The sequence below is a fragment of the Gracilibacillus sp. D59 genome (assembly GCF_052246695.1).
Classification (GTDB): Bacteria; Bacillota; Bacilli; order Bacillales; family Amphibacillaceae; genus Gracilibacillus.
Map to the genome: position 1 here is coordinate 455,114 of NZ_JBQQCK010000001.1, position 24,916 is coordinate 480,029.

Below are 24,916 nucleotides of genomic sequence, written 5' to 3' on the forward strand. Positions count from 1 at the left end.
AAATTAACTTTAATTGTTCAAGTCCCCCTCGAATGGTATATCCATTTCCATTAAAGTAATAAAAGGCTTATATTCACCGTCATAATCCTCATGATGCTGTAAGACAAACCAGGCGCGAAATCCTGCTAAATTGACATACATCTTCTCCACATCTGGCTGATCTAAGCCAAAATGATCATATAAACGGACATGCATGACACCTTCAAAGTGATTGTTGTCTACAGAAAAATCTTTTACGGAAATGGTATTCCCCCACGTATCATTTACTGTAATTGTAAGTCCGCCTAATCTATCATCCCAACTGCTAAACGTCGGGTACGAAGCATTATCCTGTATATATTGATAAAATTTATTTGTATCCTTTGTACTTTTATCAAACTGAAGTGCTGCCAAATTGCCTCCATTTTTCTCTAACTCATCAACTAAAGCATTTTTTAGAAATTCAATATAGGCTTTTGTTGTCTCATGCTCCCTCGCTTTTTTCGTTAAAGTCTGATTGCGATAATCAGTACCATTGCCTTCCTCAAAATGATCAATCATATCTAAAATAACATCTTCCATTTCTCCCATAGAAAATAAGCTTGTTGACATTGTCTCGAACTCATCAAAGAGAATACCTGGGAAGTAAGATTCAAGTAATTGGAAATTAAACATCCAGCTAATGTCTCTTATCTCATCTCCTGTATAATCATTTGTTTTCATATCATTCGCAACATTTCCATTTTCATCGTAGCCTTCTGGTCTATCTGATTGATAAATTACTAATTCGGATAAATCAGAGTAGAATGGTCTCGAATCCTCATTATCAAATATTCCATCTCCATCACTATCTTTTCGGTCAGGAAAACTGGTTGGAAAGAAACCTTCAAAATGAAGAGTAACCCCAAAAATTTCTAACGTGAATGATTCGAATGGACCCATTTCTTGCCCATCGGTTAGCCCATCACCGTCACTATCTTTCTTTTTAGGGTCTGAGTAAATTATACCGTATGGTGTTTTCATGCCTTCAGTTTCATAGGTATCGTTTAAGCCATCCCCATCTGAATCTTTTAGATCTGTCACTTCTCCACTTGAATCATCGCTACTAGCAACTATATTCTTTTCTCTGCTTAAGTAGTCTATTTCCTTACCCCAAAGCTCCAACCATTTTTTCTTATCAACAACCATATATTCACTAAGGTGAGTCGTTTCCACATTTATGGTATTCTTACTTGTATCTAACTCAGCGTTAAGGCTTTCAAACATTTCTTTCTCCTCATTATACCAAACGACGGCTAGATCATCTTCCAACGTGTCTCCTAGCTTTGATTCATCATAAGTAAATGTAATGCTTGCTTTCTCAAATTCTGATTGCGTATTGATCCTAATAGGAGAACCAATAATACCGTGTAAATTAGTTGTTTTCATATTGCCTTTGTTTGTGCTAATTCTAGTCGTTTTATTTATATTATCCTTTGCACTAAAACTAATTTCTACACTTGTAATTTCTGATTTTCCAGATGGTTTCAATGATTGACGAATAGTTTGTTGATGGAGTTCTTGTGAATCCATAGTCTCGTCATTATCACTGTCTACAGCATTCGGGTTTGTCTTTAAAACATGTTCATCTCCATCACTTAATCCATCGCTATCTGTATCATTCTTATTAGGTAATGAATCAAACTGTTGAACTTCAAAACTGTCAGTTAAACCATCTTGGTCTGAATCTTTCTTCATCAAATTTGTTTGATAAGCCTGCTCATCTTTATTTTTGAGGCCGTCTTCATCGCTATCTTCATCAGCATCACTTATGCCATTATCATCTGTATCATATTTTATAGGGGAAATAGTGGACTTCATCTCATATTCAATTTTGTCCTTTAATCCATCACCATCTGTATCCTTTTCAAATGGATTCATTCCCTCTAGAAATTCTATTCCATCGGTTATCGTGTCACCATCCGTGTCAGAAGTAGATTCAAAGAATTCTGTGTTAAATTGATAGCCTGCTTTTTCAAGTCCGAATAATACTTGTTTATATACATTTTGATAGGATTTTGCTGCAGGGATAGCCAGATCTTTTTCTAGAAATTCATTAGCTTTTTCATGCATTTTTACAGCGTTATTCAAATGAGCTTTTATTTTATTTCCTTTGTGATCCGTATTTTCAGAGATATCCTTTAGGATGCCGATAGCATTTTTATTGACAATTTTATCGGATAAATAAAAATTAAAGAGTATATCTGCAATTAATATTTCAGTTGGTTGATTAAAATCATTTTTTGATACATACCCCCATAGATATACTGTTAACTTATGTTTAATTTTCAAGAGTCGATCACTTTTTAGAACAACTCCTTTTATATACTCCTCTTGAACTGCCTCTTCATATTGCTTAATCAATTCTTCAAACCTATCAAGCTCATTAATATCATTCTGCTTAAAGTCGCTGGTTTTATCAAATTCCTTATCAAGTGCTTTAGAATCAAACTTAGCATTCGTATCTTTTATGACTTTTGCAAAGCGCTTTAATTCATTTATTGCAACCTTCTCATAGATTTTTCCATCTCTGGTATCCTCATAGAATTCATATTCACTTAACCACTGTTTTACATTTTTCTCACTAGAATTCTGATCATTACCCTTGGCAATCACTGCTTGCCAAGATCCACCGAAAATCATTGTAAAGATCAATAAAAAACTCAACATCATTTTCACTTTATTTTTCATCACGAAAATCTCCCCTATGAAAATATTAATTTAACCTAAATAAGATATCGTGGTTCCCCTCCAAAGAAGTATTGTCAGAATCCTTTAGACAATGTCATTAAATCATCTCCTTTACGAGTGTTACTTTTCTAATAGCAACTAGTTGGTACCTATAAAAGTATATAATGGAAATGTATTCCAATCAATACAAATACTGAATTTTCTAAAAATTAATCAATCAGAAAGCCACCTAATCCTTAGAGTGTGGCGAATTTTCTTTAAAAATTTTGTACAAGAAAATGATTATGGAATAAGGTTATCTACCATCGATTCGTTTTTTTTAGAATCTCTAAGCCCAATTCCAAACTGCTTTTTGCCATGACTTTTTCGATAGTTCCTTCCTTTAATTCATAAACTTAAAATATCGGTAACAATCTGTTTCCAATTCTTCACTTGTTCTGATAGCTAATGCTTTAATAATTGGGTACCGGTTTAAATTGCCCCTTGATCTTCATGAATCGGGCGAAATACAGTAATAGCGGAACTCTCATTACTAATAAAAAGTGCTACGTAAATAATGAAAGGTAATTACCTGATAATATTGATTAGGATGTGATATTCAATGTTGGGTTGTGCCTGATGTATGAAAGATGATAAACCAGATTTGGATTAAGTGTTAAGTTTGCAAAAGGCGTAGATTTCTCGAGCAGTGAGAGTAGGATTACTCAAATAAAGTTAAGTAATCGTAATACTAGGTGTTCCTAGGATTGTAACAGCTAGTGACCTATAAACAAAGAACCAAGGAACTGATGGTATAGTTGCTATATGTAGTGAGAGATGTGGGGAGAAAATAAAAAATACGATTACAAAGGAATTAACAACGTTCAAAGAGTTCAGCTAAATTAAGAGTTGCTAAAGAAAACAAACAGGTTAGATGGTCTAGTATGATGCTTTTAAAGTAATGAAGCATTTTTTTGGTTTTCAGTTAGCTTGCTCTTCAGCATGCCATCAATTAAATTTAGTAACGCTTAAGTGTTTCATGATAAGCATTTAACTGTGCTGAAAAATATCTTTACATTCATCTTTTCCCCCTTCTAATTCAAAAATCCTGCCTCAATAGTAAAATAAACGTTTTTGCTTTTTGCAGAAAAGCCCCGTTACTTTAAGTGATTTTTTTACAAATCTATATTATTCGTCTCGATGTGCACCGGTGTATTGGTCTCTATACATGAGCAAGCGTAAGTTACTATCGTTGGCGTTTATTTATTTCGCTTTGCCGAATGATCTCGTCAACAACGTGCTCGATTGATGCGTTGGCGTTGATTATAATTCCGTTTTTCGGAATGTCTTCTTTCGTTTGGTGCAATCGTACAATGAGTTCCCGTTCAGTTTTTTTTCCGCCAAACTCATTTTCCGGTCGCTCGTCAAGCCGCCGGTTCAATGTGTCAATGTCGACATCTAAGACAAACACGCCGTCAAATAGATCTAAGAACTTCGAAAAGTTCCTAGAACCACCGCAAAAAAATGTTACCGCCTCATCTTGGTTGGCGACCAAAGCTTTTACTTTATCTACATGCCAAATGTGGTTCTCGTGCGTGGCGCTATCCGTCGGTGTACCAGTTTCCGGATCGCCTTGATAAGCCAATTCACGGTCACCATGAATAGCATGGTAGCCGCGCCGCTGCAATTCGTTGCAGACCGTCGTTTTGCCAGTGCAGGAAACGCCTTCAATAAGATAATTCCTAATACCCATGGCTAGACCCTCCATTCAACTGGATAAGCATCGTAAGGTATGCCTATCAAAGTTTTTCCTTGAAGTGTAACATCTGCTGGTTCAAAAAATTCGACTGCTTCACATTCACTAGGATATATTACAAATTTCATATGTACCTCCAAAGTTTGAAATTCACTTACATTTCTTGTTCAACTTAACTGCCAGTTTAAATGAATTTTTTCACAAACTCATTTACATTTTAACATAAATATCCAATATCGGAGTTAGGAATAATGGATGATAAGAATCATCATCAGATAGTGTTGCACCCATTTCTATTAAATGTTTTGGTTTCTTCTAGTAAATAAGCATTTGATAACGTATCATAAGATATAAATGTGCCGTTACCCACAGCTGCACTTAACAATCCTTTTGACTCGCCATACTTTGAACGCTTTGGAAATGGTACTCAAATTTTAATCTAAATAGCCAGCCAGTTCTCATTGTGGAGGAAGCATAGTGCCAGGTAATAAAACTCCATTTACAATGTCCTGTTTTATTGCTTTGCAAATGACCTTTTCGCTTTATCAATCGATGGCTTCCGGCTCATGCGATAATACAAAAGAATTAACCGGCATAATATTCATCCTTTTAGTAGATTTGTATGATTGTGCTCTTTATAAAACAAGTATACTTTCTTTATAAAGCATCCGATATTCGCAAATCTATACATTAACGACCAAACCATCTGTTAAACCACTCCCTGTTGCCGAACCTTTTTATCTTTCACCAACAACGATATATATAATAAAATCGAAATCATCGCTGAAGCGGCACCTGCAATGTAAATGTAGCTGTAACCAAAACCAGATGCAATAAAACCAAAACCTATCGCACCAACACCCACACCTAAATCAAAGAAGGAAAAGAAAGTCGCATTCGCCATTCCTTTACGATTGTCAGGCGCCTGATTAACTGCCCACGCTTGAAGCGCTGGCTGTACTGTACCAAATCCTAATCCATACAATGCTGCAGCTAAATACAGAACAAAAGAATTTGGCAACCATGCTAATAAGACCATTGCGATCAAAATTGCACTTGTCCCTGGTAAAAACACCACTATGTGCCCTTTTTTATCATATAATTGCCCAGCAAACGTTCTCGTGATCATTAAGAAAATCGCAAAAACAACAAAATAAACCTCAATTCCTGCCACCCCTTCTTGCTCAGTATATAACGGTAGAAACGAAGCAATTCCGCCAAAACATGTCGTAATAAAAAATAGCAATAACGACGGTCGTAATGCCTTTCTCTCAAACACATCAAACTTTGGAACAACTACCTTTTTGGCTTCGGGATCAACAGGCTTATATGTAATCAGACTAGATAACAATAACGCTACTAATCCTAACGCTGAACAAATTAAAAACAATGTCGTAAACGATATATAACCATACAATGTAAGTCCTAGTGCGGGCCCGAAAGCAAGCGCAATATTACCAGAAAGACCAAAATAGCCCATTCCTTCCCCACGTCTACTCTTAGGAATCAAATCTGTTGCAATTGTACCAGTAGCCGTTGTTGAGAAACCCCAACCTAACCCTTGAACACAGCGCATAATAAATAAAAAGACAATGCTCGTAATAAACGCATAGGAACCAATCGAAATCACAAAAATGCCCAACCCTATCATATAGACAAATTGTCTTCCCTTAGATTCCAACGCATGCCCGGCAGTTGGTCGCAAAAGCAATGCTGAAAATGTAAAAATACCTGTAATAATTCCAATAAACTCATCACTTCCACCCAAGTGTTGGACAAACAACGGAATCGTTGGCAACGTCATCTGAAACCCTAAAAATATAAAAAAATTTGCCATACAAATCAGGGCAAAATCCTTCGTCCAAATTTTCTCTTTTTTCATTTGCAATTGACTCACATGCAGGACTCCTTTATTTCGATAATCGAAACATATTATAACGCAGGACACACTGATGATAAAAACAATATGCACATTAATAACGTATATCGACTTGTTTTTTTGTGAAAAATGGTACGGGGTATAGACATCTGAAGAGAGGGTCATGCGATATGTGGTGGTGGATAGTTGGCGGTTTGTTCTCGTTCATAACGTTTGTGTTATACTGCTGTCTAGTAGTAGCTGGCAGAGCTGATGAGCAAATGGAACAATATTTGAAGGGGAAGTAGCGTTTAGTGTGCTGCTTCCCTTTTTAACTGTTATAGCCGGAAAAGTTCCCAAACGAATTTTAATACTTCGCTCGCACCGTGCTTTCTTGTTTCATGATCTTTCCACCAATCCTCGTCAAAGACGTCATCACGGACCGGGACAGAGATGACTTCTATATTTTCACCTTGTAGTGTTTTTTGAAAGATCCATTTTGCCCGTGCGGAATGATATTTATTTGTCACAAGCATCAGGGTGTCGACGTTTAGCTGGCGCAACAGTGGTATGGAAAGTTCTGCTTCCTCTCTGGTACTAGTCACGTCTTTAAAGGAATAAATAGCGTCTGAAGGCACATCCAATTCAATCAAATGCTCTGTCATAATTTCCGATGTGTAGGTTTCCCAACCAACAAGTGCACCGGTGACTATAATGGTATCGCTCCATCCTTCATGATAAAGCTTTGCTGCTTCTGCCTCTCTATTCCCTTCTCCTCCACTTAATACTAAAATAGCGTCTGCTTTTTTCGGCTTTTGTTCTAACACTAAAAATTTATGTAAATTAATCAAAACAATAACGCAAATTAGCAATAAAAAAAGTGGCAATGAGAAGAACAACCATTTTTTCCAATCCATACCGCCACTCCCCGTCTGAATAATACACTTGCTATTCTACTCTACCATCAGAATAATTTTAATATCCTTTCTCATAATCTACAACATTCACATTTGGGGCACCAGCCTTTAGATAATGTCTTAAATTAGGAATGAAAATATCTCGAATAACACGCTCGGTATAGTGTTCTGTTGCTCCTGCTGTGTGCGGGGTTACAATGACATTATCCATGTTCCATAATGGACTGTCAGCCGGCAAGGGTTCCGTAGCAAACACATCGAGTCCAGCACCGGCAATTTCCTGATTTTCCAAAGCTTTAATGAGCTCATCTTCGTTAACAATCGGTCCTCTTCCAATGTTAATGAGAAAAGCACTATTTTTCATTTGACGGAACTCTTCTGCTCCAAACATGCCAGTTGTTTCTTCTGTCAAAGGAAGCGTGATCACAACATAGTCGCATTGAGGTAAAATATCAGCCAATTGATCAGGAGTATACATTTCATCAATATGTTCTGTCGGTTTCCCAGAATGACGTACACCTAAAGTTTTCATACCAAAGGCTTTTGCGATTTTGGCTGTTTCTTGACCAATGGCACCAACACCTATAATACCTATCGTTTTTTCATGAATTTCTAATTTTAGTCCTGCATTGTGCCACGTTTTTTCCTGTTGCTGGCGCACATATGTATGAATTTTCCGGGTTAATCCAAGCATATGGGCAAAAATCGTTTCGGAAATCGGATAAGCGTGTACACCGTTTGCACTTGTTAAAGTCACGTTTTTATGTTGTAACGTCTCAAGAGGAAGGCCATTAACTCCTGCACTCCAAGTTTGTATCCACTTTAAGTGATTGTTTTTCTCAAGCAAAGTTGGCGCAGCGGCCCTTTTCCAATGAAGTACTACTTCCGCCTCGGCAAGTTCATCCTCGATCTCATCAGTATTTTTATTGGCGATAACATTCCAGTCAGGTACTTCTTGTTTGATTTCACTTAACAGATTTTCTTCTAAGTTCAAGTTGATTACTAATGTCCTTTCAGCCATCAAATCCCTCCCTTGATTTATTTGTAGTTTACCACTTTTCTAAACATTACTGATAATTTTAGATTGTTAAAAATATTAATTTTCCTTAAAATCCAGCAGATGCAATAAGAAAAGCGCAGAGCGCCCGTTTAGAAACGTAGCGACTAGAGCGAGATGATGACTTATCGTAGGGAGATTCGTGAAGTCGCCTAGTTTTTGGGCGCCGGAGCTAGACATTCGCGCAAATTTTATACTTTCTTGTCTTATAAGAAAAACAGGAAAGCCCTTCCCCCTAATTTGAAATGAATATTATACTTCCTTTGATAGATAAAGTTATTGTTTTCCCTTATTGGTTTTGTCGTTTATCCTAATTTATTCAACAAATCTTCGCTCTTTCTTATTGGTTTTGTCGTTTATCCTAGTTTATTCTACAAATCTTCGCTCTTCCTTATTGGTTTTGTCGTTTATCCTAGTTTATTCTACAAATCTTCACTCTTCCTTATTGGTTTTGTCGTTTATCCTAGTTTATTCTACAAATCTTTGTTCACTCTTGATGAATTTATCTTTCACCTCCTTTTTTACATGATGAAGTTAAGTCGTCTAGTTTCCGAGCTAGACATCCGCGAAAATTTTCTTGTCTTATAAAAAAATCCACCTTTCCTCTTAAAGCAAGAAAAGGTGAATTAACTTACTACTTAATGATTGGAAACCGAAGATATCCGATTTGACCGATTTCCATAACGTTCTTCTTCAATTTGCTCTAATGTTTTACCACGGGTTTTTGGTGTTAGAGCAACACCAATTACCATATGGATCACTAAGAAACCGATCATAACAATTCCCGCAACCGTAAAGCTAAGTGTATCCATAATGATTGGTAAAACGAAGGACCAAATGGCAATTCCACTTCGCACAATAAAGTACATAAACCCTTGTGCTGTGGCGCGATAACGCGTAATAAATAGTTCACTCGTCCACAATGCATAAAAGGCTTGTGCTCCAATACCTGCTGCTGATCCCCATAATACTACGAATAGGATTAAAGAAACCCAATTCATTGGTACAAAAGTTAAAATCAACCATGCTACAATACCCATAGCAGCACCTAAGCCAAATAAGAATCGTTGACTCATCTTATCAGCCATTTTCATGAAACCAAAGAATGTAGTCAACACTGTAAACATCCATAAAAAGGCTTGCATCAAGTTAGCTTGTCCATTCGTTAAACCGCCTACATTTTCATAAATATATGGCATGAAATATCCCATTGCTCCAGCCGTTAAGTTCCAGAACAAGTAGATTCCAATTAATAGAAAAATAGCTTGTCGATTAACTTTTAGCGAAAATAAATCTTTCAACGAACTCTGTAATAACTTTTGATCTTTGCTTTCTAGTTTTTTCTTTTCATTATCATCAGACCAAATCTTAGACTCTGGTAATCCACGTCTTAAATACCAAGTAATGAAAGCCACAATAAATAAGTGGAAGAAGATAAGACGTGAGCCCAATAACCCTAATGGTTCTGCGAGAACCGCTAAGAAAAAGGTAATCATTGGACCAATCGACCAAGCTAATTGCGCTGCTCCTACGCGTGCTGCTCTTTGTTTAGATGGTGCTTCTTCTGCGATATATGTCCAAGACACCGGTACAGCTACACCAACTGCTACACCTGTAATAATAGTACCGATCAATAACATTGGGAAACTGACTGAAAGCATAATGAGTAATATACCGAACATATATACAAGCAAATCATAGTTAAATACAATTTTCCTACCAAATTTGTCTGTAATATAGCCTCCTAATAATGCACCAATAGCTGCACCAAGCGCATTTGCACTTAAAGCACTCAACAAGCCAACACCAACACTGTCAATTCCCAAATAGGTTTGCCAAAGTGTAAGGCTACTGGCAGCTGCGATAATCGCACCAGCCTCAATATAATTTGCCATCGCTATCGCAACAGTAGCCTTCCACCCTGTTGTCACTTTTTGCTTCTTCATGAATCATTCCTCCATTTTAGAAATTATTTATGAATCCGTTTACAAAAAGTTTTTTATCTCGCTATAAAAATGGAAATGTTACGACTAAAATAGTACAAAAATACAAAAAAGTCAATACAAATAAAAACAAAACAAACAAATGAGGTTTTATTTGTTTTGAAAAAGATTATAATTATAGCCCACATAGTATTTAGAATGTGGGCTATAGCACTTATCATTTTAAATATCCATTAATCTACTAGACACTAACTAATGACTGCTATTCTATACTAGATCACACGCTTCTGCAGGCATCCAATGTTCATCTTGACCATGCCATTTCACGTTACAACCGAGCGGATTAGTTAATGGTGTTGTAATTTCCTTACCAGCCAAATGTTCAGAAAGCGCATTTTCCAAATCATTTACTGTTGCTTTTTCAGACTCACGTGGATTGTCAAGGCCACGACCAGTATAAACTAACTCACGATTTTGATCGAATACGTAAAAGTGTGGTGTACGCAAAGCACCATATGCCTTGGCCACATCTTGTGACTCATCATGTAAATACACCCACGGATATTTCTGCTCTTTCATTTGTTCCACCATTACTTCAAATGAATCGTCCGGTTTTGTATTTACACTATTAGAATTGATCCCAACAAACTTTACACCTTGATCCGCAAATTTTTCAGCTGTCGCCCGTGTCACTTCATTCGATCCAACAACAAACGGGCAATGATTGCACGTAAAGAAAACCACCAAAACATTTGCATCATCAAAATCCGATAAGCGATACGTCTTACCATCTGTAGCAGGAAGCTTAAAATCTGGTGCCTTTTGTCCTAATCCCAACGTGAAAGCCATAAAAAAACTCCTCCCTTTAATACACTATTCGTGAAAACGATATCAAAAAGAAGAGGTAGATTCAAAGATAATGCTTAGCTATCGTGAAAAAGAAAAATTATGTAGACTCACCAAAGTATCATTGCATAACCGTATTCGAAGGAATAAAAGAAAGGTAATAACCATCATGGTCATTACCTTTCTTAACCTATTTAACAGATCCGCTCACTAATCCTTCCACTAAATGTTTCTGCAGCAGAACAAAGATAATAATTACTGGCGTGACGGAAATAGTGGCAAATGCCATTAAGTTATTCCATTCGATCCCATACCGCCCGACCGCATTAAAAATACCTGCTGTAAGTGGCCATAATTCTTGATCCCTATTAAACGTAATACTAAAAATTAAATCTCCCCAAGCGAAAAAGAAAGAAATTGCTCCACATACCATTATACTTGGTAGTGAGATCGGGATTATTACTTGCAGGAATGCTCTTAAACGACTACAACCATCGATATTAGCTGCTTCTTCTAACTCTTTTGGTATACCGATAAAGAAGGTTCTCAACAGTAAGACAGAAAAAGGTACTCCAAGTGTAGCAGTTGCCAGTACGGGTGCGACGTACGTATTCAATAATCCTAAATTATTAAACACGATGAATAATGGAGTTAATACAACCGTTGCAGGTAACATTTGAGTGACAAGAAAAATAAGCATCATGGATGAAACTCCCTTAATTTTAAATCTTGCCAAACCGTACGCTGAGGGAACTGCTAATAACAGAACAACTAAGGTTGCCAGACTCGCAATAATGACACTATTAAGAAAATATTGTCCAACATTCCCTTGCATAATCGCTATAAAACTATCGATTTGAAAGTTTTGTGGGAATAATGTTGGTGGCGACTGAAATATTTCAGTTTGTGTTTTAAAAGCAGTAATGACCATCCAGTACACTGGAAAGAGAAACAAGGCAACAATTAAAATACCTATAATACTAAATATCCAATTTTTCCTTTCACTCATTTAAATCGCCTCATCTTTCTTGATCATCCGCAAATAAACTAAACTAATCACGAATAATATCATAAATAATACATTAGCGACGGCTGCACCTAAACTAAAATCAAAATCACTAAAAGAATATCTAAAGGCCAATGTCGAGAGTACCTCTGTTGAATTAATTGGACCTCCTCCAGTCATTACATAGACAACATCAAAAACCTTAAATGTATAAATAAAGCCTAGCATTAATACAACCATGATTACTGGCTTTAATAATGGTAATGTAATATGAACAAGCTTCTGCCACCAATTCGCTCCATCCAAGCTGGCACTTTCATATACATCCTGTGGTAGACTACTTAATCCAGTTGATAATAATAACATGTTAAATGGAATACCGACCCAGATATTAGCTATGATCACACTCCACAATGCTATATCAGGACTAGATAACCAGCCAATTGGTTCGTCGATAAATTGAAATGTAAGTAACATCTGATTCAGTATCCCTTCGCTGGAGCCCATCATAAATTTAAACAAGAGAGCCGTAACCGTCATCGGAATTAGCCAGCTTATCATCATAATACCTCTGAGAAAACCAGCTATTTTAAATTTCATACTAAAAAAAGATGCAAGACAAAAACCTATAATTACTTGAAAAAATACACTACCTACCGTGTAGATCAATGTATTTTTAATCGATATTCCAAACACTTTTTCTTCTGCAACCGTTCGATAGTTGTCAAAACCTACAAATTGTCTGTCACCTGAAGCTAAGTTACTTAAATCAACATTTTGAAAGCTAAGAATAATATTATAAAGTAACGGATAGCCAATCAATAGCAACATAAATATCACAGCAGGAAGCACAAACAAATAGCCTCCCGCTTGCTTACTAAGTTTCTTCCACACTTGGAGCACCTCATTCCTTTCTCCTAAATCATTTTCATCATGACTTATTTTTGTATAGGTAATGTAGCATCATCTTTCAAAAATAATGGAATCGTATCAAGCGATGCATCACATTCTATATGTTGACCCCCATCGAATACTTCACCTGTGTGTGCATTTGTCCAGGATGCACCATTTGGTAAATAAACACTTCTAGTTCGCTGTCCTTCATGAAGAACCGGTGCCACAAGTAAGTCTGGCCCAAACATATATGCATCTTCTATGTTCCAGGCTTGGCGATCATTATAAAAATCGTAAAATAGTGGTCTCATCACTGGTGTTCCTTTTTCATGTGCCTCTTTCATCAATTCTTTGATATAAGGTCTAAGCCGTTCTCTCATTAACATATATTTCTTAAAAATGTGGTAGGCTTCCTCTCCATAACTCCACACTTCATTATCTGCACCACTTGGGCACAGACCACCACCACTTGATCCGAGAGGCTCAGAATGAGGTTCCCTATCTCCATGGAGTCGGAATACTGGACAAAATGCACCATATTGAAACCATCTAATCATACATTCTCTAAAATCAGGATCCTCTGTATACGCCCCCTGAAATCCACCAATGTCAGTAGTCCACCACGGGATGCCAGCTAACCCCATATTTAATCCCGTGTTAAATTGGTTCCTTAATGATTCAAAACTGGAATCAATATCGCCTGACCACACTAAAGCACCGTAACGCTGACTACCTGCCCAAGCACAACGTACAAGATTTACGATATTTTCTTGCCCTTCCTCTGCCATTCCATCATAAAATGCTTTTGAAAACATCATCGGATAGATGTTGCCAACCTGTGCATTAGGACCAATATGGTAACGATAATTCTCAAAGTCATACACGTTATACTCCGGTTCTGCCTCATCTAACCAAAATATCTTAATCCCTTTGTCATAATAATTTTTCTTTGCCTTTTCCCAAACAAAATCTCTAGCACCAGGATGAGTGGTATCAAAATAAACAGTGTTTCCTAAGAAATCATGAGTAATCCGAATACCTTTCTCCGTTCTCGTCAAATAACCTTTCTGCAACATTTCCTGATAGTTTTCACTTTTTTTATCAACCGTTGGCCAGATCGAAACCATTAACTCAATACCCATTTCCTTTAACTCTCGGACCATTTCTTCCGGATCTGGCCAATAATCGGCATCAAACTTCCAATCACCTTGTGTCGGCCAGTGGAAATAATCGATGACAATCACATCAATCGGTAAATTTCTTCTTTTATACTCACGAGCAACTTCCAATAACTCCTCTTGTGTTTGATAACGGAGTTTACATTGCCAGAAGCCGAGACCATAGTCAGGCATCATTGGAACGGTACCGGTTGCTCTTGCATAAGCTTCCTCAATTTCTGCGGGTGAGTCGCCTGCAGTAATCCAAAAATCAAGTTGTTTAGTGGAATTAGCCACCCATTCCGTGACATTTTTGCCAAAGATAACCTGACCAATTGCAGGATTATTCCAGAGGAAACCATACCCTAAACTGGAAAGGGCAAAAGGTACACTTGCTTGTGAATTACGGTGCGCCAACTCTAATGTACAGTTTTTTAAATCTAAAAATGGTTGCTGATATTGCCCCATGCCATAGAGTTTTTCATTTGGATCTGATTCAAATCTTTGTGTTAGCTGAAAATCCCCACCAAGATTAGCTTTAAATTCTCTGGCATCTATTTTCAATGCACTTGTAAATTCTTTTAAATTTTTACGATTCCGTACATATTCTTGTAGCAAAATCTCACCTTTTTGATTATAAAAGGTCGTTTTACCGGCCCCTCCAGCAGAAATCACTGCACGAATTTTGCCGTTTTCTATTATGGCCCGATCGTCTTCTACTGTAATATTTGTTTTTGTATCTGACTGTGGCAATAACGCCCAATCTTCTTCTGTCATAGAAGCTAAATAGGTAGATCGGACTCTTAAACTATCTTGTCCCCATGGTTCAACCCATAATTTCTCACCATCAAATTCTCGTATAAGTCGATTTCCTTCTACTGTAAATACACTGTCCATCACTTCTCACCACTCCTGTTTCTTATGTTTAGAAGGCAGTTAATCTAACTGCCTCCTGTTTATCACTCTGATGCTTCAATTTCAGCTATATTATCAGCTGCTTCACTTAGCGCGTCCTCTACCGGCTGTTCATCGGTTAAGATTTTTTGAATTGCTAGCTGAATTTCCTCTGAGACACTTGGCCATTTAGGTGAAGGACCACGAGGTTCAGCCACTTCCATAATTGGAATAAATTCCTTCACAAGCTCTTCATTCTTCCAATAGTCTGCCTCATTTAAGACGTCTGATCTGGTTGGATAATATCCCGTTTCTTTTGCAAACCGCTCATTTTGTTCAGGCTCAAACAGCCATGATATAAAATCCCAAGCCGCTTCTTTATTGCCGGACTCTGTAATCGAGATATTATCCCCACCGGTAACAGAAGCAAATTCTTTATCTTTTGGTATATATGTAATACCAAAATCCAGATTTTCATTTTCTGTGAGTTGGTCAATCATCCATGGACCATTGATCATCATTGCTAATTTTTCTTCGATAAACATACGTGTCAGGTCATCCTGGGTTGCCGTTAGAATGTCCTGGCTCATATAGCCTTGATCAAACATGTTCTTTAAGAAATTAAAGGCTTCTGCCGCTTCTGGAGAATCCAATTCTTTGTAGGAGCCTCCTGCCGAATAGATGAAAGGATAGAATTGAAAGGTTGCTTCTTCCGATCTAACAGCAGATAAACCAAATCCTTTAACCTCGTCGGTAGTTAAAGCATCTGCCGTCTTTTCTAATTCCTCCCATGTCGTTGGAGGCTCTTCAATTCCAGCATCTGCTAACATCTTTTTATTGTAGAATAAACCTAAAGAGTTTGTTGTGAGAGGAAGCCCATATTGTTTCCCTTTGTAGAAAGTAGAATTGTAGGGTCCTTCTAAAAATTGATCCGCTTTTCCCCATTCTTCTACATTATCTGTGATATCAGCTAAAATCCCCATCGATGCCATGGAAGCATTGTTGACTGTATCCGCAATTACAATGTCAGGCAACGTATCACCTGCTGTTCCCACAGATAATTGTCTATTCATTTCATCAAATGGTACATATTCAGCTTTTACCTCTACTTCATCTTGCGACTCATTATAATCTGCTAAAATTTCGTTTAACGCTTCTTCAGATCCAGTATAATAATGCCATAATAAGATTTCTTGTTTTTCACTAGTCTCTTCCTGCTGCGTATTCTCTTCGCCATTTCCACATGCTGTTAACACAATTAACAAAAACATCGTTAAAGCAACAATTATTTTATTCTTCATTATTTACACCCCTTTTAATTGATTGCGCTTCCAACAAAGACATTACGATTTTCACGAATTTGCCATTAACATCCCTCCTTTCAATATGATGCACGTTCATCATTTTTGTGATGAAAAATTAACGATTTCTTAAGGAGAATTCGTTCCAATAAATGATGTACGCACCTCACATTAAGCAACCAAATATTATTTCAAATAATATTTGGCATTACCTTTTGTGACAATTTCAAGCTTCACAATGTTATCTTCCTTATCAGGATATTTCTCCAACATCAAATAATTAAATGCTAATCGTATTGCTAAACTTCCCTGATACAAAGGATCCTGACAAATGGTAGCTGTCACAATATCATTCTGTAATTGATGATATATTGTTTCACTCATATCATGACCGATCAGAACAGGTCTATTTGTCTCAATATCTTTTAAAATTGTTGCAACTTCTGCTAAAGCACCACATGCAACATAGATTCCATCCACATCCATTATGTTTTCTTTTAATTTTTGTAATGATTCATCCATATGTTGATTATCCAATTTGAGCATTTTGACAAAGTCAACTTGTTTGTTTTCAAGAGCAAAAGCTTCGAAGCCTCGTCGTTTTTGTTTCATCTGAAAGGTGTCAGCTTCATCAGTAATAATCGCGAATTTTTTGGATGGTCCGGTCAGCTTAACAGATAATTCGCCAGCTAATCTTCCTGCATCATAATAGTCTGCACCAACATACGAAATTCGCTTACTTGATGGTGAATCATTGTTAAATGTAAAAATCGGAAAATCATTTTTAATTCCTGATTCAATGATACTAGCAAGCGGGACACCATCTCTCGGGCAAATAACAAGACCGTCATATTTTTGAGACTTTATAATGTTATCAACAACTTCCATTTGTTTATCAATAGTATGAGGTGTTTTTAAAATGTCTACATGAAACCCATAGTCTTTAATATCTTCTAGTGTTGTGATAATACCTTCTTCTATTTCCTCCCAAAAGTATTTTGGATACTCAGGAAAAACACAAGCCACTTGAATCGATTTCTTTTTCGCCAAAAAACTTGCCGACTTATTTGGCCTATAATTAAGTTCTTTCGCTTTCTCCAATACTTTCTTTACTGTTTTTGGACTAACACCACCTCTATTATGTAAAACTCTATCAACGGTAGCTGTTGACATATTTAGTTGTTCTGCAATAGTCTTTGCCGTTACCTTCATTTCTCTCACCAATTTCCTTCATCTGCAATATTATTTAAAAATGATGAACGTTCATCATTTTTGTTTAAAAACGTTTTCACATAACTTGTTTTTTAGTCTAAGCATTAAACTATGTTTTGTCAATACTTTTTGTTACACGTTGGTATTTTTTATATTTTACTTAATAAGCCATTAAAAGCATTGCATTTAGCACAAAACACAAATAAACCAACCAAAACAAAAACATATAAACATTATTTTTTGACTTTCTTTTTATTCGTTAGTATAATCGGAGTCGAATTATGTATATTTACCACGAAATGTAAGGGCTTTAACAACAAAGAAACTAGACTCTTGGGGGTAAAACGATGAAAAGAACAATTTTATGGTCTCTGATAAGTGTCTGTATCATTATTTTTGTAACCGGATGCAATCAACAGACACATGCAGATGAACGTGTTATCTTACGATTTGCTTATGCCAGTAATGCTCAGCCAGTGAAAGATGCCATGGCAAAGTTCGGAGAATTAGTAGAAGAAAAGACAAATGGACAAGTAAGTGTGAAATATTTCCCTGATGGACAAATCGGTGGTGAACGTGAACTAATTGAATTAACACAAACAGGTGCAATTGATATTACAAAAGTAAGCGGTTCAGCACTCGAAAGTTTCTCCAATAATTATTCCATTTTCGGTATCCCTTATCTCTTTGATAATATTGATCATTTTTTCCGTGTGATGGACAATGAGGAAATCATGCAGCCAATCTATCAATCTACCAAAGATTTAGGATTTGTTGGTCTCACCTATTATAACTCTGGACAACGAAGTTTCTATTTAACAGACGGACCTGTACAAACACCAGAAGATATTAAAGGGAAGAAGATTCGTGTAATGGAAAGTGAAACCGCTATCCAAATGATCGAATTATTAGGTGGAACAGCAGTACCACTTGGAAGTGATGAAGTATATACATCCTTACAACAAGGAATTATTGATGGTGCAGAAAATAATGAATTTGCCCTTGTAACAGCTGGACATGGTGATGTAGCTTCCTATTATTCTTATGATGAACATACACGAGTACCGGATATCGTCGTTATGAATAATGATACGTTAAAACAACTAAGTGAAGACCAACGACAAGCTGTACAAGAAGCAGCGAAAGAATCTACTGAATATGAAAAAGAAGTTTGGAAAGAAGCAGTAGAAGCAGAAAAAAAAGAGGCTGTTGAAGAATACGGTGTTAAATTCAACGAAGATGTAAATAAAAAGGCATTTTTAGAGAAAGTACAGCCTATTCATGAAAAATTTAAACAAGATGATGAATTAGGTGATCTTTACAATAAGATTCAAGATGAAAGAAATAATAGAGAGGAGTAAGGATATGAACAAAACTTTTCGTAAATATATTGACCGTTCAATGGAAATCATTACTTGTTCACTTTTAATGGTCATGGTTATTGTGACAAGTTGGCAAGTGATCAGTCGATATATATTAAATAATCCAAGCTCATTAACAGGTGAATTTCTTCGATTCAGTTTAATCTGGTTCTCATTATTAGCAGGTGCCTACGTTGTCGGCAAGAAAAGTCATATCGCTATAACCTTTCTAAGTAACCGAATCAAAAGTGAACAGAAAAAAAGAGGATTTGAAGTGATTGTACAAGCGAGCTTTGCCCTCCTTGCTACCATTATGGTCATGGGAGGTGCCAAGGCAGTATCACTGACAATGGCACAAATTTCACCATCACTCAACTTACCGATGGGTTATGTTTATTTATCCCTTCCTGTTGCAGGAGTAGTCATCTTTTTATATTGTTTGCTTAACGTATTGGATCTACTCAGTTCAAAGTCATTACATGCACAAGAAAATTCTTAAGAAGTAGGTGACATTCATATGGTTGCAGAAGCTAGTATCATGTTAGTTCTTGTTTTCGCTATATTACTTGCAGTCGGAATTCCGATTGTAATATGTATCGCCGTGGCATCATTAGCAACTGTTCTTTTGATGCTACCACTGGATATTGCCGTCTTTACTGCTGGACAGAAAATGGTGGCAAGTCTCAATAGCTTTTCATTAATTGCCGTCCCCTTCTTTATTCTATCAGGCATTATTATGAATAACGGTGGGATCGCTCATAAATTAGTAGAATTTGCGAAATTATTAGTCGGTAGAGTACCTGGATCTCTAGCACATACAAATGTAGTAGGAAACGCCTTATTTGGTTCGATTTCAAGTTCTGCCATTGCAGCTTCGACCGCAATTGGCGGGGTTATGGTCCCATTACAGAAAGAAGAAGGCTATGATAGGAGATTTGCAGCAGCTGTCAATATCGCTTCTGCTCCATCAGGTATGGTGATCCCACCAAGTACAGCGTTTATTATCTTTTCTTTGATTAGTGGCGGAACATCCATCGCAGCCTTGTTTGTCGGTGGGTACTTAATTGGCATTCTATGGGCGATAACAATTATGACCGTTGCATTTATTATTGCTAGAAAACGAAATTACCCAATTATGCAAAAGTCTGAAATCGCAAACATCAACAAAAAGAAAATCATTTTAGATGCAGTTCCTAGTATTCTCTTAATCTTCATCATTATTGGTGGAATTTTAACGGGGGTATTCACTGCAATTGAAGCATCTGCGGTATGTGTGGTTTATGCTTTATTTCTAGCACTTGTGTATTATCGAACGCTTACCATTAAGCAATTACCGGAAGTATTAATCAAAGCGGTTGAAATGTCTGGTATTGTCATGTTGCTTATCGCAGCATCTTCCTTGATGTCATTTGCGATGGCCTTTACCGGTATTCCAGATGCATTGAGCCAATTCATTCTAGGTTTATCATCTAATCCTTTAATTATCTTATTATTAATAAACATTTTCCTATTGATTATAGGAATGTTCATGGATATTGCCCCAGCGATTCTAATATTTACACCCATTTTCTTGCCTATCGCTGAAGGCATTGGAATCGATCCAGTACACTTTGGCATATTCTTTATTTTAAACTTGTGTGTCGGTACTATTACGCCACCTGTTGGAACTGGGTTATTTGTCGGATCCATGGTTGGAAAAGAAAAAGTCGAAAACTTGATCAAACCATTAATGCCCTTCTACGTTGCCATGTTTGTATTATTGATGGTTGTGACCTACATACCAGAAATAAGTTTATTTCTCCCGCATTTGTTAGGGCTGTGATGTCAGAGAGGTTGGCAGGTTTTCTGTCAGCCTTTTTTGATTTGGTAAAGTTTATTTCATTCTAACATTTAAATCTTTCCCTCCTCGATTATTTAAGTTTCGGAACTAACTTCATTAGTAAAAAAGGTTAATATCAAATTGATTACCTTTACTTATTTATTCATCATATTAATTTCTTTTAAATAGAAAACTTGAAACGCCAATTATCAATCCAAATAACACTAAACAAAATCCAATTAAATCTGGTATATAATCAAAATAATTCAGGTAAAATCCAATTAAAACTAAAAGTATTGCAAGTAACGTGATTTCTGTACCAGTTTTATTTTCTATTATTGGACTCAAACATACAGACAATATAAAGACTAATATAATAACTCCTAGAAACACAAAAAATAGTGACATTAAATCGTCTCCTTTATTTTTAACTATACTCTCTTATAGCTTCCATCATTTAGTGTGTGTCTTCTAGTGGTACGCCATATCAGGCCGTAATTTACAAGATCAGCCCCTTTTTCTTTGCATCTGCATCTAAGCTTGCTCCTATTGCTACACCAATTCCAACTCCAAGCGGTAATCCCAGTCCAATATTATCAAATATAAGTAATCCAAAAACCGCACCTACCCCTGTGCCAATGGACATAAATATACTCAAATAATACCCACTTGTCACTATTTTGTGCTGTTTCATAAGATGCGAACTGATATGATTTATTTTTTGTTTATGATGTTTAAAATCATTTTCTACAAGTTGTTCTCTTTTATTTATTAGTTCTTTAATATGGTTCTCCAAATCAACGAAGCTTTGAGAACATTCTTTACAATCGGATGAAAAGGTACCCAACTTTTGAATGATACGATTACACTTTTCTAATTCAAGTTTCCTGGCAACTTGTTCATCAACACTACTTCCAAATTCTTCAATCATTGTCTTAAGTTTATCTACTCGTTGACTGTCCATAGCTTGACCTCCTATTGGCTCAATCGTCATTTTCAATTACCTAATCACGCCTAATATTCCAATATCATTTTAACATAATATTCCAACTTTTTAAGCCATGGAAAAAGGCGATCAGTTGATGATCGCCTTTTTGAACACTTGAATCTTAGATTGTAATAAAAAAACTAGTCAATTATTAAAGATCTATGTTTGACTTAACCATACATTATATCGTTAGTAAAGATCTATAGTTGCTCCAATTGTTGACGAGCGTATAAAATCCATATTTTGAAATCTCCCCAATTCCTTAGGTGTCCCGGAAACAACTACACCTGATATTCGAAGATCATCAACCTTCGGAAAGGACTTCGGATTTATTCCATCTGCTATTTCTTGAGCTGCACCCTGGTATTTCCCTTCCATACTTAATTGTTTAATGTTTTTCAGAAAATTATTGGCTGCCTGATTCAAATCGTCACCTCTTACTTGAAGCCTAATTTCTCACTAAAGATACGAAATTAGGCTTTTTACTCCTTTGCGTTGTCATGGATACATGCAGTAACCTTGGTAAAAATCGTTATATTACTGATTTGTATACGCCTTTTTCCTTCTAGGCACCACTTTTGAAAATTTGAACCGCTTCGGTTTTTTCGAAGTAGCATTTAAAAAAATTAACAAAATGATCAGTTCTGCAAAAAAGCCAATGGATTGCGCCAACGCTCCAATCGACCCGCCTCCACTTGGGAAAACGAAAATAAGGATAAACAATGCCGTCACTGCCGCTACCACATTACCAGTTTGTGAAAATGACATGACCTTTGTTTTATTTCTAATCATGAGTATTCCATTGGCAAAATCAATCCATGGAAAACAGAGCGTGAAAAGTACAAAAAAGCGTAATGCTAGAATACTATGATCAAGTAACTCTCCTGAAACTCCGATAATATGTTGAAAAATCCATACACCGACAGGAGAATAAGCAATAAGCATTAACATTAAGCTAGGTATCAAGCTCATGAGAACAGTAAAGCGGATAACAGATCGTTGGTCTTGGTGATAAAAATTGATAACAATTTGATGAATATAAGAAGCAATACTATTTAACAAATGTACAACAGATAAAGCAACAGCATAAGAAGCAATCGCAATTTCTGCTTTCGTACTCCAACCAAGAACCGCGTTTATCGTTGGTGTGACACTAACAGCAATTAAGGATGCCACCATTAAAGGACTATAAAAACGAAAGATCTGTGATTGCTGAACAACCCTATGTTTTTCCTTTCTTTGTGGTAATTTCCTTACAATCAGTCTTCCTTCCAGCACACTGACAAGTGCTTCAATGGCCATCCCAGATAAAAAGATATAGGCACCTATATACCCGTGGTTCACCCAATCGTTCTTAAGTAAGAGCCAGGCTAAAAAAGCCATAACGATGAGCCGTATGGCCATTCCAATTGTCAGCCATTTCGTTTTTAAATTAGATATTATCACACCTTGATATAAACAACGAATTCCTGAAAAAATCGTCACGAACATCAGTACGCGATAGGCATCTATCGTTGGTTCGAGCATTCGATCACTGACACCAAGCAATACCGAAAAAAACCCTTTACCTAAAGGAGAATATGCTAGGATTAGACTAAGTAAAAAAATAGCTGACAATACATAAAATGTAGCATTTTTCATTAATTTATAGGAGATCTTATCTCGTACTAATGTGGAACAAGTTTGCCGTAATATTACTGCGCAACGTTCCAATAAACCAAACAAACTCATTGCTACAGAGTAACTTGCAATGACAATAGCTGGTTCAGGAGCACGGGCCAGCGTACTGTTTATAATAACGTGCGAAATGGTCACTAAGCTTGCTGATACACCTAATGGAATAAAAAAATAAAGAAGAGTACGAAATGAAACTTGACCATCTTGTGAAATCGCTTCCGTTTTGTTCATTATGAAACACTTCCTAAAGTATGTTTATAGAACATAATAGATTAATTCATAAAATAATGCTAGTTATTAGAACCATTAAAAAAACACAATACTAAAAACCCCTTATAGAATTGTTTCCATAAGGGGTAATACCACTAATAAGAATTACTGTTCATACATAACAGAGTTGTTGTTGTCTTCTTGAGCTATTGTCTGTACAGCATTTTGTACTGTATTAGTTGGTTGCACCATATTTTGATTTTGGTTTTGGTTAACCATGTTTTGTATCGGCTGCATAAATTGTTGCATTCTCCCATTGTTGTTTAATGCATTATTTACGGTTTCAGGCAATCGCTGAAAAGTTCCGTTTTGAACTCCTTTAGTAATACCATAAATGGCTGCACCAGCTGCACCTGCCGCTAATAACCTGTTCATTACGCCCATCATTATCATTCCTTTTCTTAAAATTTAGGAACAATCATAGCTTTTAAAAAAACACAGATTTTTATACAATAAATCCATTTCCAAATAACAGTTAAGAATTTTTCAATACGGTGGGAATAAAGAATTAAATGTTACAAATAATAATGTTGTATGTAACAGAATTGAAAAAGAAAAGACTTACTCCATTTGTTATAATAAAAGTCACAAACAAAACCCAGTCCAAAGGTGTAAATTCCGTCTCCATTTTATACGATCCAGTCCATGGATATAACAATCCGTTACATTTTATAAGCTATAATACCTACCTAAATCATCCGAAGTACTAGTCAAAAGATCTATCCGCATATATAATATAGGATAAAAGACCTTTAGTATAGGTGTTTTATAACAGTTCCAGCTAACACTCTTTCGTATTTCCATATTATATAAGTAAACCGGAATATAAATTAAGGGATGGTAACGGATTCAGAACAGTAAAGATATTTTATGATCATTTGTAATAATTTGCTTTTTTCTTCATTTTTTTACAAAGTAAAAGAAGGGATTAACTATGGATGAATTGAATATAGGAGAACAATTAAAATCATTAAGAAAATCATTAAATTTGACTAGTCAGGAAGTTGCAAACCGAGTTGACATCTCTCAATCGTATATCAGTCGATTTGAAAATAATCGTGCCATTCCTGATGTTAATATGATGTCCAAAATTTTAAACGCACTTGGTACAGACATGGCAACCTTTTTTTCTCAAGTTGAACAAAGTAAAGAAATTCCCGATGATTTGGCTCAACTTATTGAGTTGAGTAAACAATTAACACCTGAAGAAAGAGTAAAATTAACAGAGTTTCTTAAAGTAATAAAAAGTAACTCATAAAAGTAACCATTCAC

Annotated in this window: 21 protein-coding genes and 1 pseudogene; 4 read left to right on the forward strand and 18 right to left on the reverse strand. The window is 36.2% G+C overall.

From position 1 onward, the window contains the following. Positions 1-9 precede the first annotated feature (9 nt). The 14 genes and pseudogenes from ACTWP4_RS02120 to ACTWP4_RS02185 all read right to left on the reverse strand — a co-directional run bounded on the left by ACTWP4_RS02120 (position 10) and on the right by ACTWP4_RS02185 (position 17,529). Complete coding sequence (locus ACTWP4_RS02120; RefSeq protein WP_443127356.1) at positions 10-2,709, reverse strand: DUF3289 family protein; 2,700 nt, start codon at positions 2,707-2,709, stop codon at positions 10-12. 1,225 nt (positions 2,710-3,934) lie between these two features. Next, positions 3,935-4,441: an AAA family ATPase gene (locus tag ACTWP4_RS02125; protein WP_443127105.1), complete on the reverse strand. Its 507-nt coding sequence runs from the start codon at positions 4,439-4,441 to the stop codon at positions 3,935-3,937. Between the two features lie 2 nt (positions 4,442-4,443). Beyond that, positions 4,444-4,572: a hypothetical protein gene (locus ACTWP4_RS02130; RefSeq protein WP_443127106.1), complete on the reverse strand. Its 129-nt coding sequence runs from the start codon at positions 4,570-4,572 to the stop codon at positions 4,444-4,446. A 121-nt stretch (positions 4,573-4,693) separates the two neighbouring features. Then, a pseudogene (locus ACTWP4_RS02135) lies at positions 4,694-5,040 on the reverse strand (winged helix-turn-helix domain-containing protein); the annotation flags it as partial. Between the two features lie 113 nt (positions 5,041-5,153). Next, positions 5,154-6,326, reverse strand: coding sequence for an MFS transporter (locus ACTWP4_RS02140; protein ID WP_443127357.1), 1,173 nt, complete (start codon positions 6,324-6,326; stop codon positions 5,154-5,156). Between the two features lie 314 nt (positions 6,327-6,640). Further along, positions 6,641-7,219 carry a YdcF family protein gene (locus ACTWP4_RS02145; protein WP_443127107.1) on the reverse strand — a complete coding sequence of 193 codons (579 nt, stop codon included), beginning with the start codon at positions 7,217-7,219 and terminating at the stop codon, positions 6,641-6,643. A 58-nt stretch (positions 7,220-7,277) separates the two neighbouring features. Then, a complete protein-coding gene (locus tag ACTWP4_RS02150; RefSeq protein ID WP_443127108.1) occupies positions 7,278-8,240 on the reverse strand; it encodes a D-2-hydroxyacid dehydrogenase in 963 nt (320 codons plus the stop codon). 674 nt (positions 8,241-8,914) lie between these two features. Next, on the reverse strand, positions 8,915-10,222 hold the full coding sequence (locus ACTWP4_RS02155; RefSeq protein WP_443127109.1) for an MFS transporter: 1,308 nt from the start codon (positions 10,220-10,222) through the stop codon (positions 8,915-8,917). A gap of 264 nt (positions 10,223-10,486) precedes the next feature. Then, positions 10,487-11,068 (reverse strand): thioredoxin family protein, encoded by a 582-nt coding sequence (locus ACTWP4_RS02160; protein ID WP_443127110.1) that lies wholly within the window; start codon positions 11,066-11,068, stop codon positions 10,487-10,489. Positions 11,069-11,255: 187 nt separating this feature from the next. Continuing rightward, positions 11,256-12,074: a carbohydrate ABC transporter permease gene (locus ACTWP4_RS02165; protein ID WP_443127111.1), complete on the reverse strand. Its 819-nt coding sequence runs from the start codon at positions 12,072-12,074 to the stop codon at positions 11,256-11,258. After that, on the reverse strand, positions 12,075-12,965 hold the full coding sequence (locus tag ACTWP4_RS02170) for a carbohydrate ABC transporter permease (protein ID WP_443127112.1): 891 nt from the start codon (positions 12,963-12,965) through the stop codon (positions 12,075-12,077). A gap of 44 nt (positions 12,966-13,009) precedes the next feature. Then, complete coding sequence (locus tag ACTWP4_RS02175; RefSeq protein WP_443127358.1) at positions 13,010-15,019, reverse strand: glycoside hydrolase family 31 protein; 2,010 nt, start codon at positions 15,017-15,019, stop codon at positions 13,010-13,012. A 62-nt stretch (positions 15,020-15,081) separates the two neighbouring features. Beyond that, positions 15,082-16,317, reverse strand: coding sequence for an ABC transporter substrate-binding protein (locus ACTWP4_RS02180; RefSeq protein ID WP_443127113.1), 1,236 nt, complete (start codon positions 16,315-16,317; stop codon positions 15,082-15,084). Between the two features lie 186 nt (positions 16,318-16,503). Continuing rightward, a complete protein-coding gene (locus ACTWP4_RS02185) occupies positions 16,504-17,529 on the reverse strand; it encodes a substrate-binding domain-containing protein (protein WP_443127359.1) in 1,026 nt (341 codons plus the stop codon). A 347-nt stretch (positions 17,530-17,876) separates the two neighbouring features. On the opposite strand from ACTWP4_RS02185, the gene ACTWP4_RS02190 reads away from it, so the two are divergent. The 3 genes from ACTWP4_RS02190 to ACTWP4_RS02200 are packed head-to-tail and all read left to right on the forward strand — an operon-like array spanning position 17,877 to position 20,712. Next, positions 17,877-18,890, forward strand: a complete 1,014-nt coding sequence (locus ACTWP4_RS02190; RefSeq protein WP_443127114.1) for a TRAP transporter substrate-binding protein — start codon at positions 17,877-17,879, stop codon at positions 18,888-18,890. A 4-nt stretch (positions 18,891-18,894) separates the two neighbouring features. Next, complete coding sequence (locus tag ACTWP4_RS02195; protein ID WP_443127115.1) at positions 18,895-19,389, forward strand: TRAP transporter small permease; 495 nt, start codon at positions 18,895-18,897, stop codon at positions 19,387-19,389. An 18-nt stretch (positions 19,390-19,407) separates the two neighbouring features. Beyond that, on the forward strand, positions 19,408-20,712 hold the full coding sequence (locus ACTWP4_RS02200) for a TRAP transporter large permease (RefSeq protein WP_443127116.1): 1,305 nt from the start codon (positions 19,408-19,410) through the stop codon (positions 20,710-20,712). Between the two features lie 496 nt (positions 20,713-21,208). Here ACTWP4_RS02200 and ACTWP4_RS02205 read toward each other — a convergent pair whose 3' ends face one another. The 4 genes from ACTWP4_RS02205 to ACTWP4_RS02220 all read right to left on the reverse strand — a co-directional run bounded on the left by ACTWP4_RS02205 (position 21,209) and on the right by ACTWP4_RS02220 (position 24,019). Further along, positions 21,209-21,673 carry a hypothetical protein gene (locus ACTWP4_RS02205; protein WP_443127117.1) on the reverse strand — a complete coding sequence of 155 codons (465 nt, stop codon included), beginning with the start codon at positions 21,671-21,673 and terminating at the stop codon, positions 21,209-21,211. Between the two features lie 213 nt (positions 21,674-21,886). Beyond that, entirely contained in the window at positions 21,887-22,123 is a 237-nt protein-coding gene (locus ACTWP4_RS02210; protein WP_443127118.1) for an anti sigma factor C-terminal domain-containing protein, read from the reverse strand. 111 nt (positions 22,124-22,234) lie between these two features. Then, positions 22,235-23,605, reverse strand: coding sequence for a multi antimicrobial extrusion protein MatE (locus ACTWP4_RS02215; protein ID WP_443127119.1), 1,371 nt, complete (start codon positions 23,603-23,605; stop codon positions 22,235-22,237). Between the two features lie 144 nt (positions 23,606-23,749). Next, entirely contained in the window at positions 23,750-24,019 is a 270-nt protein-coding gene (locus ACTWP4_RS02220) for a hypothetical protein (protein WP_443127120.1), read from the reverse strand. Positions 24,020-24,578: 559 nt separating this feature from the next. Between ACTWP4_RS02220 and ACTWP4_RS02225 the strand changes: the two genes are divergently transcribed. Next, entirely contained in the window at positions 24,579-24,902 is a 324-nt protein-coding gene (locus ACTWP4_RS02225) for a helix-turn-helix domain-containing protein (protein ID WP_443127121.1), read from the forward strand. Positions 24,903-24,916 lie beyond the last annotated feature (14 nt).